The sequence below is a fragment of the Chryseobacterium sp. CBo1 genome (assembly GCF_001693475.1).
GTDB classification, from domain to species: domain Bacteria; phylum Bacteroidota; class Bacteroidia; order Flavobacteriales; family Weeksellaceae; genus Chryseobacterium; species Chryseobacterium formosense.
Map to the genome: position 1 here is coordinate 98,820 of NZ_MAUH01000006.1, position 16,144 is coordinate 114,963.

Consider the following 16,144-nt stretch of genomic DNA (forward strand, 5'->3'; position numbering starts at 1 on the left):
TATTTTTGTTGTATGATGTTCAATTGGTTATCCTTAGTCACAGGATTATTCTATATTATTCTCGGAATTGTAATTATTGTTTACAAATTCTTTTTTACCGTTTTGGAACCTACTGTTGCTTATCCGTTGGGTGGGCTTGTTATGCTTTATGGTTTTTTCAGAATATGGAGAGCAGTTTCAAAAATTAAAAACAAAGGAGACAATGAATAAACTAAAACCAGTATTGGTACTATTTCTATTCTTGATATTAGCTGTTGCTTGCTCAAAAAAAGAAGAAAAATCGCCATCTTATCATAAAGGAGAAATGACAATTTTAACGGATGAGTCATTTAAAAGTGTAACAGAAGCTTTGGCAGAAGGTTATATGATAAGCTATCCTGATACTAAAATAAAAGTTGTGGCAAAGAAGGAAGATTTAGGCTTTATAGATTTGCTTAATGATAAAGCGAGAATCGCGGTGATGTCTAAAGAATTGTCTCCTGAAGAAATTAAACTTTACGAAAAACAAGTTGATTTAAAATACCTGCCTGCTAAATTTGCAGCTGACGCAGTGGTATTTTTTGTTCCGAAAAATTCAGTAAAGACGAGCATTACAATGGAAGAAATAACAGCAGGATTGCAGTCTGATGATAAGAATTTTGTTTTTGACGGAACCAATTCCAGTAATCTGAACTTTGTAGCTCAAAAACTTAAGAAAGAACCTCGTGATCTTAAATTTTCTATTATTCCGGGAAGTATAAATGTTATTGAAGAATTAAACAAATATCCCAATAAAATTGGCGTTATCGGCTTGAATACAATTAGCCGTCCTTACGATAAAGAAATGGAAAAGTTAAGAGAAATGATTAAAATCCTTCCAGTCACCACCAATGAAAAATCATATTATCCGAATACTGATGGATTGAGAGAAATGAAATATCCTTTTACAAGAGTTCTTTATTTCTTAACAAATGAAGGAAATTTTAACATTGCTAATGGGTTCATTCGATATTCTTGTACACAGCTGGGTCAGATGATTGTCGAAAAAGAGGGGCTTCAGCCATATAACATCTACAGACGCGAAGTTCAAATGCGTTAAAAAATCTTAATATTACCTTTTATACAATTTAAATGCATTATTTTGGTCTGAAAATTGTGTAATTGTAATTCGTTTTTTAATACAAGTTTTAAAATAATAATGAAAGATATAATGATTATGAATGTAAAGAAGATTGCTTTAGGTGCATCAGTGGTATTTTTTACCAATTTTGCTTTTGCTCAGACGTTGCAGGATGGTATTAACAGCATAGACAGTGATAAATTTGCTGCTGCTAAGACCAACTTCTCTTCAATGATTGCAAAAGAGCCTACAGCAGAAAATTATTTCTACCTAGGGAATACATTTTTGAGACAAGGTGAGCCAGATTTTGCTCAGGCTTCAGAAAATTTTAACAAAGGTTTAGCTGCTGATAAAAAAAGTTATTTAAATCAAATTGGTTTAGCGGCTGTAAAACTTGGAAAAGGTGATAAATCTGCGATTGCTGAAATTCAGAAGATTGTTACAGATTCAAGAGAAAAAGATGCAGAAGTTCTGTACAGAGCTGCTGAAGCATTAACTTTATTTGAGAAAAATAACTCGCCTGATTTAGCAATTCAATATTTAAATAAAGCTGTAGAAAGAGCTAAGAAAGACGTTCCTGCATATTATTACTATACTTTAGGAGATGCTTACAGATTAAAGAGAATTCCTGGTGATGCAATGACGGCTTATGATAAGGCTTTGCCTTTAGCTAAAAATAAAGCTTCTGTTCACACGAGAATAGGAACTTTATGGATGGCTGCTCAACAATGGCAACAAGCTAAAACAAGTATTGATAAAGCAATTGCTACCGATGCAACTTATGCTCCTGCATATAAAGCTTTAGCAGCCTATGATATCAAATATCAGGAAAATGCAAAAGCAACTCAGGATTTGATCAACTATACAAAATATGCTGATGAAGATCCATATACGCAGTTAGAGATTGCAAAATTGTATTTCACTAATGAAGATTATGCAAATTCAAAAGCAATTTTAGATAAGATTTTTGACAAGATTGATGATCCGATCAAATTTAAATTAAGAGCTTATGTAAATTATGCAGACGGACAATATGCTGAAGCTAAACAAAACATGGATTCTTTCGTATCAAAAGCTGAAAAATCTAGAGTTCAACCGGCTGATCAGGGATTGATGGGATTGATTGCAGCAGGTTTAGCAAAAACTGAAACGGACGCTGCTAAAAAGTCAGCTTTACAGGCAGAATCTCAACAGAAAGTGGCTTTGGCTAAAGCAGCAAAAGATGAGACTTTGAAGTGGGACATGGAGTTGGCTAAAATCAATGGAGGAGGAGCTTCACAAGCTTCAGTAGATGCAGGGCCAACTACTCCTGAAATTGAAGCTGCTAAGAAGCAAGTAGCTGCAAACGCACAGGATTCTGATGCGCTTTACAAGTTGGCAAATGCTTATCAGGATGCTAAAAACTGGAATGGCGCAATCCTTACATGGGGTAAAATGAGCGCACTTCTTCCTGATTGGGCACCTGCTTATTATAGCCAAGGTTATGCATACCAGCAAGCCGGGAATAATGATGCGGCTAAAATTTCTTACGAGAAATTTATTTCTACGGTAAAGCCGGCAGAAGTAGAAGCTAATAAACAGACCCTTGCTTATGCATACTTTGCGGTTGCATATCTTGAAAAAGATAAAGATTTGGCAAAAGCAAAAGATTATGTTGCTAAATCATTGCAACTTGATCCTTCTTATCAGGACGCTGTAAAACTAAGTGCAGAGATTAACAAGTAATTTAAAATTTAAATTATAGATATTAAAACTTCCCATTCGTAAGGCTTGGGAAGTTTTTATTTTAAAGCTTACCTTTGAAAATGAAATACTTTTTATTACCGATTCTAAAGTACTTGATTGGTATTTCGATTAAAATAAATATGAATAAATGAAAGTAGATATACTTGCTTTTGGAGCGCATCCTGATGATGTTGAACTTGGATGTGGCGGAACTATTGCTAAATTAATTTCAGAAGGAAAAACCTGTGCAATTGTAGATCTTACCAGAGGTGAGCTCGGAACCAGAGGTACTGATCTTACCAGAAAAAAGGAAGCTACCGAAGCGGCAAAAATTTTAGGTGTTTCAGCAAGAGAAAATTTAGGATTAAAAGATGGTTTTTTGGTTAACTCGGAAGAATATCAGATGGAGATTGTAAAAATGGTTCGCAAATACCGTCCGGAAATTGTCTTAGCCAATGCAATTGGTGATAGACATCCAGATCATGCAAAAGGAGCGAAATTAGTATCTGATGCGTGCTTTTTAGCTGGCTTAAGAAAAATAGAGACTGTTTTAGATAGAGAAAACCAGGAAGTTTGGAGGCCGAAACATATTTTTCATTATATTCAGTGGAAAAATATAGAACCTGAATTCGTAATTGATATTTCTGACCATCTTGATAAAAAGATAGAAGCTTGTATGGCATTCAAGACTCAATTCTATGACCCAACTTCTAAGGAACCGGAGACACCAATAACATCAAAAGACTTTTATGAAAGTCTTACTTATCGTGCTCAGGACTTGGGCAGATTGTCCGGAGTAACGTACGCAGAAGGCTTTACAACAGAAAAATTGATTGCTTTGAAAAATTTTGACGGAATTATTTTGTAGCTTAAAAATTATTCCTATATTTGCACTCACAAAACGGTGATTGTAGCTCAGTTGGTTAGAGCGTCGGATTGTGGTTCCGAAGGTCGGGGGTTCGAGACCCCTCATTCACCCAAAAAAGTACACTTTTATAGTGTACTTTTTTTATTTTATATCCAATGAGTATTTTGAAATTCAGGCATAAAAAAAGCACCTTTTTCCAGATGCTTGTGTTTTTAGATATTCTTTTTAGTTAAACTTCATCGTCAGAATCGATTGTATAACTTTTGCTTTTGAAGTCTTTATCATGTTTTTCTGAAATGACATCCTCACCCTTTTCATTAATGATGAAATCTGTAGATTCATTAAACATCTCCTGAAAACTTTTGAAATCCTCTTTGTAAAGATAGATTTTGTGCTTCTCGAATGTCGCCTCCCCATTCTCTCCGAAATTCTTTTTGCTTTCGGTAATTGTAAGATAATAATCTCCCGCTTTCGTCTCGCGCACATCAAAGAAATAAGTTCTTCTCCCCGCTTTTAACACCTTGGTGAAAATTTCATTTTCATGGCGTTCCTTGTATTCACTCATTATTAGATATTTTTTAATCTTGTTAAGAACAAATATAAAATTTTTCTTCCAACCACAAAATTTTTTTTATGATTTATTTAACAATTCAAAATTTTTTGACTATGCCGTTGCAGAATTGGTAATTTCGCTAAGATTAAGGATTTTATCGGCTCTTTGAGCGCTAGACTCTCTGTGAGTGATGATTATGGAAGTTGCGTTATGAATTTTTGAATCAATGTTTTCGAGGATGTTTTGTTCTGTTTCTGTGTCTAAAGCGGAAAGAGAATCATCAAAAATAATGATATTCGGATCTTTAATTAAGGCTCTTGCAATACAGATTCTCTGTTTCTGACCTCCCGAAAGCATCACTCCGCGTTCACCGACCATGGTTTTGTATTGATCTTTAAACTCAATAATGTTTTTGTGAACATCAGCGATTTTAGAATATTCCACTACTTTTTCGTGAGAAGGATTGTCTATGGAGAAACCGATATTATGTTCGATAGAATCAGAAAAAAGATAACTTTCCTGCGGAATATATCCAATAAAATTTCTGTAATTCTCTAAGTTATGTTCCTTCAGATTTTTTCCGTCGATTAAAATTTCTCCTTCAGTTGGGTCAATCAGTCTGCAAAGAAGTAAGGCGATGGTAGATTTTCCACTTCCGGTTTTTCCCATGATGGCTAAAGATTTTCCGGCTTCTATTTTAAAACTTAAATTACTCAAAGCTTTAATTCCGGTATTCGGATAAACATAGGAAACATTTCTGAATTCAATATCACCTTTGATAGGATAGTTTTCAAAATTCTTGTTATAAATTTCTGATTGCTTTTCTAAAAATTCGTTGATTCTATGCATCGAAGCTTCTGCTCTCTGGTTGATCGAAGTTACCCAACCCACCATTGAGAATGGCCATATCAAAATATTGATGTACATGAAGAAATCAGCAATTTTGCCTACTGTAAGTTCTCCGGCAATATATTTTTCGCCACCGATTAAAATCACAGCAACATTCAATAAGCCGATTACAAATAAAATAATAGTAAAGAAATATGCTTCCGTTTTTGCTAAATCTAAAGCTTTGTCCTGATAATCGCTGACTTTGATTCCGTAATTCTTCTGAATGTATTTTTCTTTCGCAAAATATTTTACCACTCTGATGCCCGAAAAACTGTCTTGTACAAAAGTTGAAATCGCAGACTGGCTTTTTTGCATCACTTTCGATTTTTTATTGATGATCGAGCTTACTTTAAAAATGATATATGATAAAATAGGAAGCGGTAACAAGGTCCATAAAGTCATCGAAACGTCCGTTTTGAGCATGTAAACACTTGTGATTAAAAGTAAAACCACCAAGTTGACAACATACATCACGCCCGGTCCCAAATACATTCTTACCGCAACGATATCTTCACTCAATCGGTTCATCAAATCTCCGATCGTTGTCTGTTTGTAATCCGTTAAAGATAAATCCTGATAATGTCTGTAGATTTTGTTTTTCAGTTCGTATTCAATTCTTCTTGAAGCAACTATGATCGTTTGTCGCATCATAAATGTGAAAAATCCTGTAAGAAGCGAACAGCCGACAATAATAGCAACGTAAATCAGAACCTGTCTGTTGAAGCCTAAATTGCCATGTTTCGTAAGCTCGTCAACTGATTTTCCGACAAACTGTACTTTATAAATGTTGAAAAAATTACTGGCGATGATGAATAGTAACCCCCAAAACAATAATATTTTGTGCTTCCAAAAGTAAGGGTTCAGAGTTTTCAGTGCTTTCATAAACTTTCACAAAATTACAAAAATTGAAGGAGACTGAGAATTTCATAAATTTTAAATTTCATATCTTTGCACCCATAAAAAGCTCTTTGAATGTTAGGAAGAAGACAAATCCGTGAAAAAGTAGTAGAAAGTGTGTATTCGTACTACCAAAATCCTGTAAAAATTGATGTTTTGGAAAAGAACATGTTTACAGGAATAGAGAAAATTTACAATCTCTATATTTATCAGCTGAATTTTTTGGTAGGTCTGAAAGATCTTGCAGAAAATCAGATGGAAATTGGTAAGAATAAATACTTCAAGACTGATTCTGACGTCAACCCCAATCAAAAATTTATTAATAATCAGGTTTTAAAAAAGCTTGAAGAAAACCCTGAAAGATTATTCTTCTCTGGTCAGCATAAAGATTTGAAGTGGGATTTGCATGATGATATGCTGGTAAAAACTTTCCAGAGAATGACTGCAGGAAAACGTTATCAGGATTTTATGAAAGAGGAAGGGTATTCTTTTGAAGAAGATCAGAAATTTATCGGAAAATTATTTTTAAGATATATTGCTGAAAATGACGATTTTCATGACTACATAAGTGACAGAGAGCTTACCTGGGCAGATGATATTCACATTGCCAATTCAATGGTTCAGAAAACAATTGGTTTTTTGAAAGAAGATGAAGAAAGCCGTACTTTAATTAAAATGATTAAAGATGAAGAGGATAAAACTTTCGCAAGCAAGCTGCTAAGAGACACGCTGAATAATTGGGAAGCCAACGAGAAGAAACTTTCTGAGCGTCTTGAAAACTGGGATTTGGAGAGAGTTGCATTGATGGATAAAGTGATTTTAACGACTGCCATTTCTGAACTTGATAATTTTCCTTTTACACCTTCAAGAGTTGTTATTAACGAATATATTGAGATCGCAAAAGTATTTGCAACCGACCGATCAAATATATTCATCAACGGGATTTTAGATAAATACTGTAAAGATTTAAATAGAATATAAATTAAAATTAATTTAATATGAAAAAGACATTATCAATAATTGCTTTGTCTGTTATCGGATTCGGATTGGTTTCTTGTAAAAAAGAAGAAAATAAATCATCAGAAACTTCACAGGTAACCGGAGTAGATTCTACAAATGCCCCTTCTGCTGACTCTATGACAACACCTGCAGCTCCGGCTACAGCTGTTACAGGAACTGAAGTTGCAACACCAGTAAAATCTAATCAGCCTACAACAACCATTGCATTATCTGAAAGCAATTTCGATTTTGGAAATATTAAAAAAGGAGCAAAAGTAAACCACGTTTACGAAGTGACCAATACAGGTACAAACCCATTAATTATCTCTGAAGTAAAGCCTGGGTGCGGATGTACTGCTCCTGATTTTACAAAAGATCCGATTATGCCGGGTAAAAAAGGGAAAATTACTTTGAGCTTTGATTCCACAAACTTTGACGGAAGTGTACAAAAATATGCAGATGTTTTCGCTAATGTAGAAAACGCTCCGGTAAAATTGACATTCAACGCCAATATTCAACCATAATTAAAATATTTATGTTGACATTATTTTTACAAGCACCTGCACAGGGAAACTCTACCACCATGCTCATGATGATGGGAGTAATGATCGTCGGATTTTATTTTCTGATGATCAGACCGCAGATGAGAAAGCAGAAACAAGAGAAAAAATTTCAGGAAGATCTTAAAGTGGGAAGCAGAGTAGTGCTTACTTCAGGTCTTCACGGAAGAATTGCTCAGATTCAGGAAGACGGAGTGGTTATTGAAACACTTTCAGGAAAACTGAAATTTGAAAAAGCAGCCATCTCAAGAGAATTTACAGCAACCAGATTTGGTGACAAAGCTACAGCTGATAAAAAAGAAACTACAGAAACTGAAAAGAAATAATTTTTAGTTTTGATAATATTGTGTTTCGGCGCGGTGAGCAAAGCTCACCGCGCCGATTCTTTTTAATGGTTAGGTAAACTGTCATTCAGAACGAAACGTAGTGGAGTGAAGAATCTTTTCTAATAAAAAGCTCGATGATATATAATAGATTTTTCCTTCATCGAAATAACAAAACGTTCGTGTTATTTGTGAAAATATTCGTGAAATTAGCGTTTAAGAAATTAAAAAAATATCTTTGCCCCATGAATCAAAACACAAACAAAAACGTTCTCATTCTCGGTGCAAATTCTGACGTTGCGAAACAATGTATCAAACAATACATCGAAAAAGGTTTTTCTGTTATTGCAGCTTCCAGAAATATACAATCTCTGGAAGAATTTGTTCAGCAAAGTAATCTTCAATCAAAAGTTACGATTTTAAGTTTTGATTCTGTTAATTTTGATTCTCACCAAAAATTTTATGATGAACTTCCCATAAAACCTCATATTGTTGTTTATGCTGCAGGTTTTTTAGTGGATAATGAAAAAGCTTTGCGAGACTTCAAAGGAGCTCAACAAATGATGTTGGTCAATTATATGGGAGCAGTTTCTATACTCAATATTATTGCAACGGATCAAAACAACAAAAATTTAGAAAGGATTATCGGATTATCTTCTCTTTCGGGAGTTCGTGGACGGAAAAGTAATTTCGTTTATGGAAGTACAAAAGCGGCTTTTACAACTTACTTGGCCGGTTTGAGACAGGAATTAGCTTCAAGAAATATAAAAGTCAACGCGTTGGTCATTGGTTATATTCGAACAAAAATTAATGAAGGTTTACAGTTGAATGAATCTTTAATGATGGAGCCGGATTATGTAGCAAAATTCATTGTAAACGCCAGGAATTCTTTTACCATAGTTCCCAATTTTAAATGGAAAATAATTTATTTGATTTTAAAAATGTTGCCGGAGAGTTTGGTGGCGAAACTGCCGTAAAAAAAATTAAAACTATATTTGTGATTAAATTTAATAACCATGATAAAAAGATTTTTATTTCTTTTAGTAGTTTTTTGTATTACTCTAAACGCAAAAGCTCAAAATCAATTTTTAGATCAGACTTTTGGTGCTAATGGTGTAATGACCTACACACCGAATAACACTTATGGGTTTACTTATGACGCTGGTGCGATGACATCCCAAGAAAAGATTATTGTAAGTGGTAGCTACACAAGTCCTAACAATCCTTATCCGTATTTTAGAACGAATGTTGTACAGAGGTTAAATAGTGACGGCACCATCGACAATACATTTAGTACATTAACAATGCCGCCCAATAATCTCTATCCATCAATTCCTAACATGCAATTTGCAAAAATGCTTATCCGGTCGGATCAAAAAATATTTCTCTGTGATTTGTCATTCAAAAAAATAATACGTTTAAATGAAAATGGATCTTATGATGCAACTTTTGGAGCTAATGGAAGTATTGATGCAAGTGTTATTAATTCATTTTTTGATAGTAGAAATATAACTGCTTTTTATATAAGGAATATTGTCTTAACCAATTCTAATAAACTTTTGATTTGTTTTTTTGCTTTAGAAAACCAAGAAAATAGGATCGGAGTTGTTCGTTTAAATGAGAATGGTTCTTTTGATACGGGTTTTGGAAATAATGGAGTTGTTTTAGAAGAGGGTAAAGATGGAAACTTATTGATACAGAGTGATAATAAATTTGTCATTGTAGGACAAAAACAAAATGATTTTATAAAAAAAAGATATTCTGAAAATGGATTAGCAGACAGTACTTATAATAATGCAGCCATACAATTTACACCCTTATCCGGATATCAAACCTATTTCGTTAACGCAGCAACAAAGAATGACAGAGTATATTTGTATGGTTATTCTTCTAGTGCAACGGATCCAACACTTATTACTTTGTTTAAACTAAATCAAAATGGAGAATTAGATACCACTTTTGGAAATGCCGGAATAGTAAATGAACATTATTATAATAACAATAATTATTTAATCGATAACAATATTCTTTTCCCTCAATTATTATTAGACCAAAATGATAATATTATTTTAGCTTGTAATGTTAGCCCAACTGCCTCTCCGATAAATTACAATCAATTTTTAAAGAAATTTAAGCCTAATGGATCAGTAGATCAGACCTTTGGGAATAATGGGGTTATCGATGTAGAATTAAATTATTCTGAATACATAAGATCTGCACTTATTACAAATGATAATAAAATTATGACTTTCGGATATCATCAGAATCCTAATAAGGGAATTGTTACTAAGATATTAAATAATAATGTTTTGGCAGTTGACAAAATAAATAAAGAAAATTTTAAAATTTATCCTAATCCCGTAGAGGACTTTATTAATGTTGAAAATCTGAAAAGTAATTCTTCAAAAGCAGAAATAATTGACCTAAATGGACGTTTAATATTAACAAATGAAATTGAAAATAACAAAATAGATGTAAGAAACTTACAAAAAGGAATATACTTCTTGAAAATTGATGAAATAACAAATAAATTTATAAAGAAATAAAATTAAGAAGCGGGAATTTTTCTCGCTTTTTTCATTCAGCACTTCCTAGTAATTCCAACGTCTTCATCATATCAATCCCTTTTCCCAAAACAGCTTTAAACAAATCTCCTTTCTCCTTAATTCTTTCCAAAGCATTATGAATATTGAAATCAGTCGGTCTCAAGCCTTTTTTTACTTCATCCCATTCTAAAGGCATCGAAACAGAGGCTCCTTCTTTCGGTCGTAAACTGTAAACACTTGCCAAAGTTTGTCCGGTACGGTTTTGAAGATAATCAAGATAGATTTTTTTATCGTCACGTTTCTGTAGGCTTCTTTCTAAAGTGGTAATTTTGGGTAGTCGCTCATAAACCTGTTTCATTAAAATATGGGCAAAATCTTTTACCTGGTCAAAATCATATTTACCACCCATCGGAATGTAAACGTGAATTCCCGTACTTCCGGAAGTTTTACAATAACCGTCAATTTTAATGGTTTTTAAAACTTCGTTTACTTGCAAAGCCGTTTCAATCACATCATCAAACGTATTTTTTTTCGAAGGATCGAGATCTAAAACCAAAAAATCGGGATGATCCAAATCGGGAAGTGAAGAGTTCCACGGATTGAGGTCGATACAACCTAAATTATTCAGATAAGCCAATGTCGCTTTATCATTGCAGGAGATATAATCGATATTTTTATCGGTGGAATCTGAAAACACCTGTGTTGTTTTAACCCAATCCGGAATGCTGTCTCCTGCATCTTTTTGATAAAAACCTTGTTCTTCAATCCCATTCGGAAAGCGATTTAAAGAAAGCGGACGGTTTTTAAGGTGTGGCAAAATATATTCGGCAACTGACTGATAATATGCTATCACATCACCTTTGGTAATGTTGTCTTTCGGAAAATAAATTTTATCCTGATTTGTCAATTTTACTTTATGACGGTTTAAAGTAATTTCTTTGTCTGAATCTGAATTTTTTGAACGACTGCTCGTTTTCATAAGTTTCGATTTTGGTGTATTTTTTAGTTCTGTTGACGAAGTTTTTACTTCTTTTGGCTCTTTGTCTTCACGTATTGTTACAAAAACAGGGTGTCGGAAAATTCCGTCTTTGGTAATTTCTGAGAATTTTATTTCGCAAACCAATTCGGGCTTCGTCCATGTTACGGGCATATTGGTCTTAGGTTTATTTTCGAAAGGAGAAGTTTTGATGATTAACTTTTTTAATCTTTCAAGAATGTCAAGAATCAATTCACGATTGAATCCGGTTCCTGTATGCCCTGCATAAATCAGTTTTCCGTGTATATATTTTCCTAAAATCAATGCTCCGAAACCTTCTCTTGAACCGCGTGGTTCTGTAAACCCACAGATGATTGCTTCTTCGGTATTGGTAAATTTTATTTTGAGCCAATCGAAACTTCGGTGATTTTCGCTATAAATACTGTCAGATTTTTTCGCAATCATCCCCTCAAGTTCCATTTTTTTCATCTGATTAAAAAAATCGATGCCTTTTTCCGTGATGTGATCACAATATTTGATAATGTCAGTCTCAACGAGAGCATCTTTCAGCAATTCTTTTCTCTGAATTAAAGGAAGTTCTTTAGTAGAATGACCATTCAGCCAAAGCAAATCAAAAACCTGATAGGTTAAAGCTAAGTCGGGATTGTCACCAATCTGTTGTAGCATTTGAAAGCTAGGCTTTCCGTTTTCATCATAAGCAACAATTTCTCCGTCGAGAATCATTTTGTGTTTTTGATTGTCGAAATCTTCTGCAACTTTGCTGAATTTGGATAAAAAGGAAATCCCGTTTCGTGAATAAAATAATGGCTGTTTTTTACTGAGATCAGCAATGGCACGGTAACCATCCCATTTTATTTCGAAAAGCCAGTCTTCATCATCAAATGCTTTGTCGTGAGGTTTTGCAAGCATCGGTTTGATAAAGCTTTTTAATTTCTTTTCGTCAACTAAAGAATTAAACCGCTGAAATTTGGGTTTAGTTTCTGAGCTTATGACTTCTTTTTGCTGCTTTTTAGGCTTTTTTTTTTCTCTAAAAATTTGGTTACTGAAGAATTTTTTGCAGTGTTCTCTTCTGCATCATATTCATCTTTGGCAAATTTATCTTTGTGTTTAATGAGAAGCCAGGCATTATTTTCAGCATTTTTCATTTTAACTAAAGCAAATTCACCTTTTAGTTTTTTACCATGAAGGATAAATTTTAAAGAACCGGCTTTTAGTTCTTTCAGCAATTCTTTTTCATCTGAAATTTTTGAGGTATTATCTAAAGGCTCATATGTCCCACTGTCCCAGACTTCAACTTGTCCGGCTCCATAATTTCCTTCGGGAATATTTCCTTCAAAATCTTTGTAATCATACGGATGATCTTCCACCATCATGGCGAGACGTTTATCGTCGGGATTTAAAGATGGACCTTTCGGAACTGCCCAGCTTTTCAAGACTCCCTCCATTTCAAGACGAAAATCGTAATGCAATCTCGATGCAGCATGCCTTTGAATTACAAAAATAAGCTGGTCCTTGCTCTTTTTTGTTTTTCCTTTGGGTTCGCTTGTTTCATCGAATTTCCTTTTGTCGTTGTAATCTTTCAGAGCCATTACGAAGCGGTTTTAGATTTTGGACTTTGTAAACTGGCTTTTAACTGCGCCATTAAATCAATCACTTTGCCTTCTTTTGCAGGAGCTGTCTTTTTGGTTTTTACACTCTTACCTTTTGCTTTTTTCTTAATAATTTTAAGCAGAGATTCAGAGTAAGTGTCTTTATACATTTCAGGATCGAATTCCTGAGAAAGCTGTTCTATAAGATTAACCGCCATTTTCAGTTCGGCTGGTTTCGGAGCTTTTTTAGTTGGAATTTTAAGGTCTTTGTAATCTCTGATTTCTTGAGCAAATCGTAATCGGTTTAAAACTAAAACATCATCGTTGTAAGGTCGAATCAGACCAATGGCTTCGCTGTCACGAAGTACGAAGGTTCCGACACCTACCATTTTAGTTTTAGCCAAAGCATTCAGCAAAAGCCGGTATGCACTTTCACCGTTTTTCTGTGGCTCGAGATAATATGGGTTTTCAAAATAAACAGAATCAACCTCAACCTCTTTTACAAATTGATCAATAGACAGGATTTTTGATTTTTCAGGACTTGCAGCAGCATAATCATCTTCATCCAAAACAATATATTTGTCATCCATGAGATAACCTTTCACAATGTTTTCCCATTTTACTTCTTTGCCTGTTTTTTCGTTAACTCGTTTGAATTTGATATTCGAAAAATCAGATTTATCAAGCATATCCAAATCCAATTTACTGGTTTCTGTCGCAGAATAAATCTTCACAGGAATATTGACTAAGCCAAAGCCAATGGCGCCGTTCCAAATTGCTTTCATTGCACTTTATTTTATGTGAAAAGTACAATGATTGTGCCGTGAGGAAATTATTGCTGAATTGTGATAGTTATTAATACTTACTTGGAATTGGGATATGATTTTAATAATATTATTGATTTTGTCCTTCGTTTATTCTTCTATACATCAGAACTTTATCAACATAATAACCATAATTAAATGAAACAATTTTGGAATGTTCTTCCTTAAGCAATTTTTTTTCTTTCAAATATTTTCTCCATTCCCAAGCTCTGTCTGAAGGTGGACAAATATACATCCCTGCAGAATTACAAAGTTTATCAGGATATCCTAATGCTGTTTTTTGATCTAATTCTAAAAGTTTAATTACCGCGCCAACTTCATTTTCAAGCTCTGAACTGCCTGTAAAAGGAGTTACAATGTTGAATTTCAGAATTTCGTAAACTTTATCGTAATCTATATTTCCGTTTTGATTTTTATAATCAATTCCTGCAAGATCAAGATAATATCTATAAAGTTCCTTTTCGGTATGTGATTTATATACGGATAAAAATTCGTCTCTTACTGTTTTATCTTTCCAGTCTTTAATCATAAAAAATCCAAAATCCCTTTCAAAAAGTGAATATTTATTTCTGTAATTTTTTTCATTGAAATTCAAATTTTCTAAGACTTGAAAAGCTTCCGGAATTTGCGAATAACCAATTTTTGAAAAAAGTTTTAAAATTTCACGTTCAAAATCATCATTATCTTTTGCAGTAAGTCTCAACCTTTCGGATTCAGTTTTTAAATCGACTTGCTGGCTATTGAAATTGCCATCAAATGTTTTTTTTGTATCTATTGGATAGTCAAAATGTTCTAGACATATTTTCTTTGCTTTTTCTATCTGGAAAGTGATATCTGGATCGTTGGATTTAATTTTATTTAAAAGTTTTATTACATCATTCCCATTTTCTGTAAATTTAAAAAGGTAATAATTAAGATTTCCATTAATGCCAACTCTGCTGTATAATAATGATTTTTTTAGATATAAAGTCAGCTGGTTTTCATCGTTGAGAATTTTATTCCAATTTTTTGTGTAATAAATGTCTAAAATTCTCGAAACAGACTCAGATAGTCCCGGTCTTTTTTCATAAATCAATGACCAATATTCTAGTGGAATCAGGTCTTGTAATGACAAATAATCTATCAAATAATTTTCATACTTTCTTCTTTCTCTAAAAGAAAGTTCAGCACTCAATTTTTCAATGTGCGTATGAAGATCTTTTGTTCCTTGAAAATCAATATTATTTTGTTTGTAATATGATGTAAGCTGAGATAACTGACTCAGAAATCTAAATGGAAAAGTGGGCAATATGTAATTTGCTCTACTAAGAAAATTCCTCTCTTTTTCTGCGCTAAGTTCATTCACTCTTTTGACATCGCTTTGGGAAAGTTTAATAAATGTATTTAAGGCAATAGAATCGTTTTCGTTGTAAAGATCTTCAAAAAGATTTGCGATTTCATCTGTTTGTTGAGATTTTAAAGACTTATTGATAAAATAACTGGATGAACTGTCCCAAACAAAGCTTTTGTAATTTTTTGAGAAATAAATAAGTAAATTAAGGATTGCATTATTATCAAAATTATAATCATCAGTATCCCAAGATAAAGAATGATTCATACCTATTGAACCGATCTCTTTATGAATTAAAAATGTAAGAAGGTCATAAAAATCTTCTTTATTACGATTATAAGCATCAAATCTATCTCTTTTGCGATAAAAACTCTCGCAAATTTTCACGAGAACTTCTGGTTTATTTTCTTTTATTAAAATGTCTATTCTATTGGTCTTTATCCAATTTTGTTGTAGAATTTGAGGAATTTTTTTTGCTAATTTCTCGAACTTTGCATTAGGAAGTTCCCTAAATGCAACAGATTCATTTCTTTGGTTAATTGTCGTAATATAAAACGCTCGTATGTTCGGCGAGTATTTTATTTTTCTCTCATTTTTCTTTAGAAAATCTAAAAATTGTTTCGAACTGGAAATACTGTCGACATTCATTTCTTGATTTGTAAAAGTCGTATTTTCTGCGATAGCTCGTTTTGCTAAAAAGCTTTCTTGAGTTTCTAAATAATGATAACCAAGAAATTCTGCTAATTTTTTAGAGCTATCAAAATATGGAGCTAGTTCATATAGAGCTTTTTTGTCACCTTTCTCAATTCTTAATTTTAATTTATAAATTTCGCTTTCAGTGTATTGTCCTTCTGCATATTGACAATTAAACAAATTGATGAAAAGTAAAAATAATAGTGATATTAGTTTTTTCATAATAAAAAAAGCGGAGAAAAATCTCCGC

General features: G+C 33.1%; 15 protein-coding genes and 1 tRNA gene. 10 read left to right on the forward strand and 6 right to left on the reverse strand.

Annotated features, from left to right (window positions below):
- Window positions 1–12 precede the first annotated feature (12 nt).
- From BA768_RS05760 to BA768_RS05780, 5 genes are all read left to right on the forward strand, one after another.
- A complete protein-coding gene (locus BA768_RS05760) occupies window positions 13–210 on the forward strand; it encodes a C4-dicarboxylate ABC transporter (RefSeq protein ID WP_228376805.1) in 198 nt (65 codons plus the stop codon).
- Entirely contained in the window at window positions 203–1,078 is an 876-nt protein-coding gene (locus BA768_RS05765) for a PstS family phosphate ABC transporter substrate-binding protein (protein ID WP_065720042.1), read from the forward strand. Before BA768_RS05760 ends, BA768_RS05765 begins: the two co-directional genes overlap by 8 nt.
- A gap of 99 nt (window positions 1,079–1,177) precedes the next feature.
- On the forward strand, window positions 1,178–2,824 hold the full coding sequence (locus tag BA768_RS05770; protein ID WP_065720043.1) for a tetratricopeptide repeat protein: 1,647 nt from the start codon (window positions 1,178–1,180) through the stop codon (window positions 2,822–2,824).
- 148 nt (window positions 2,825–2,972) lie between these two features.
- On the forward strand, window positions 2,973–3,692 hold the full coding sequence (bshB1, locus tag BA768_RS05775; RefSeq protein WP_065720044.1) for a bacillithiol biosynthesis deacetylase BshB1: 720 nt from the start codon (window positions 2,973–2,975) through the stop codon (window positions 3,690–3,692).
- 35 nt (window positions 3,693–3,727) lie between these two features.
- Window positions 3,728–3,803: transfer RNA gene (locus tag BA768_RS05780), tRNA-His, on the forward strand.
- 118 nt (window positions 3,804–3,921) lie between these two features.
- Here BA768_RS05780 and BA768_RS05785 read toward each other — a convergent pair.
- Both BA768_RS05785 and BA768_RS05790 read right to left on the reverse strand, forming a co-directional pair.
- Complete coding sequence (locus tag BA768_RS05785; protein WP_034679055.1) at window positions 3,922–4,257, reverse strand: DUF3276 family protein; 336 nt, start codon at window positions 4,255–4,257, stop codon at window positions 3,922–3,924.
- A gap of 99 nt (window positions 4,258–4,356) precedes the next feature.
- The gene (locus BA768_RS05790) at window positions 4,357–6,018 is read right to left on the reverse strand and encodes an ABC transporter ATP-binding protein (RefSeq protein ID WP_065720045.1); all 1,662 of its coding nucleotides are present in this window, start codon (window positions 6,016–6,018) and stop codon (window positions 4,357–4,359) included.
- 90 nt (window positions 6,019–6,108) lie between these two features.
- On the opposite strand from BA768_RS05790, the gene nusB reads away from it, so the two are divergent.
- The 5 genes from nusB (at window position 6,109) to BA768_RS05815 (ending at window position 10,461) form a co-directional block, all read left to right on the forward strand.
- Window positions 6,109–7,014: a transcription antitermination factor NusB gene (gene nusB / locus BA768_RS05795; RefSeq protein ID WP_034679060.1), complete on the forward strand. Its 906-nt coding sequence runs from the start codon at window positions 6,109–6,111 to the stop codon at window positions 7,012–7,014.
- 17 nt (window positions 7,015–7,031) lie between these two features.
- The gene (locus BA768_RS05800) at window positions 7,032–7,556 is read left to right on the forward strand and encodes a DUF1573 domain-containing protein (protein WP_065720046.1); all 525 of its coding nucleotides are present in this window, start codon (window positions 7,032–7,034) and stop codon (window positions 7,554–7,556) included.
- An 11-nt stretch (window positions 7,557–7,567) separates the two neighbouring features.
- Window positions 7,568–7,918 (forward strand): preprotein translocase subunit YajC, encoded by a 351-nt coding sequence (yajC, locus tag BA768_RS05805; RefSeq protein WP_034679065.1) that lies wholly within the window; start codon window positions 7,568–7,570, stop codon window positions 7,916–7,918.
- 242 nt (window positions 7,919–8,160) lie between these two features.
- Window positions 8,161–8,892: an SDR family NAD(P)-dependent oxidoreductase gene (locus tag BA768_RS05810; RefSeq protein WP_065720047.1), complete on the forward strand. Its 732-nt coding sequence runs from the start codon at window positions 8,161–8,163 to the stop codon at window positions 8,890–8,892.
- 39 nt (window positions 8,893–8,931) lie between these two features.
- Window positions 8,932–10,461: a T9SS type A sorting domain-containing protein gene (locus BA768_RS05815; RefSeq protein WP_065720048.1), complete on the forward strand. Its 1,530-nt coding sequence runs from the start codon at window positions 8,932–8,934 to the stop codon at window positions 10,459–10,461.
- Between the two features lie 31 nt (window positions 10,462–10,492).
- Here BA768_RS05815 and ligD read toward each other — a convergent pair whose 3' ends face one another.
- The 4 genes from ligD to BA768_RS05835 all read right to left on the reverse strand — a co-directional run bounded on the left by ligD (window position 10,493) and on the right by BA768_RS05835 (window position 16,116).
- Complete coding sequence (gene ligD, locus BA768_RS05820; RefSeq protein WP_065720049.1) at window positions 10,493–12,367, reverse strand: DNA ligase D; 1,875 nt, start codon at window positions 12,365–12,367, stop codon at window positions 10,493–10,495.
- A gap of 77 nt (window positions 12,368–12,444) precedes the next feature.
- Complete coding sequence (locus BA768_RS05825) at window positions 12,445–13,047, reverse strand: DNA polymerase ligase N-terminal domain-containing protein (RefSeq protein ID WP_065720050.1); 603 nt, start codon at window positions 13,045–13,047, stop codon at window positions 12,445–12,447.
- On the reverse strand, window positions 13,047–13,832 hold the full coding sequence (locus BA768_RS05830; protein ID WP_065720051.1) for a Ku protein: 786 nt from the start codon (window positions 13,830–13,832) through the stop codon (window positions 13,047–13,049). Before BA768_RS05830 ends, BA768_RS05825 begins: the two co-directional genes overlap by 1 nt.
- Window positions 13,833–13,941: 109 nt before the next feature.
- Window positions 13,942–16,116, reverse strand: a complete 2,175-nt coding sequence (locus BA768_RS05835) for a hypothetical protein (RefSeq protein ID WP_065720052.1) — start codon at window positions 16,114–16,116, stop codon at window positions 13,942–13,944.
- Window positions 16,117–16,144: the final 28 nt, after the last annotated feature.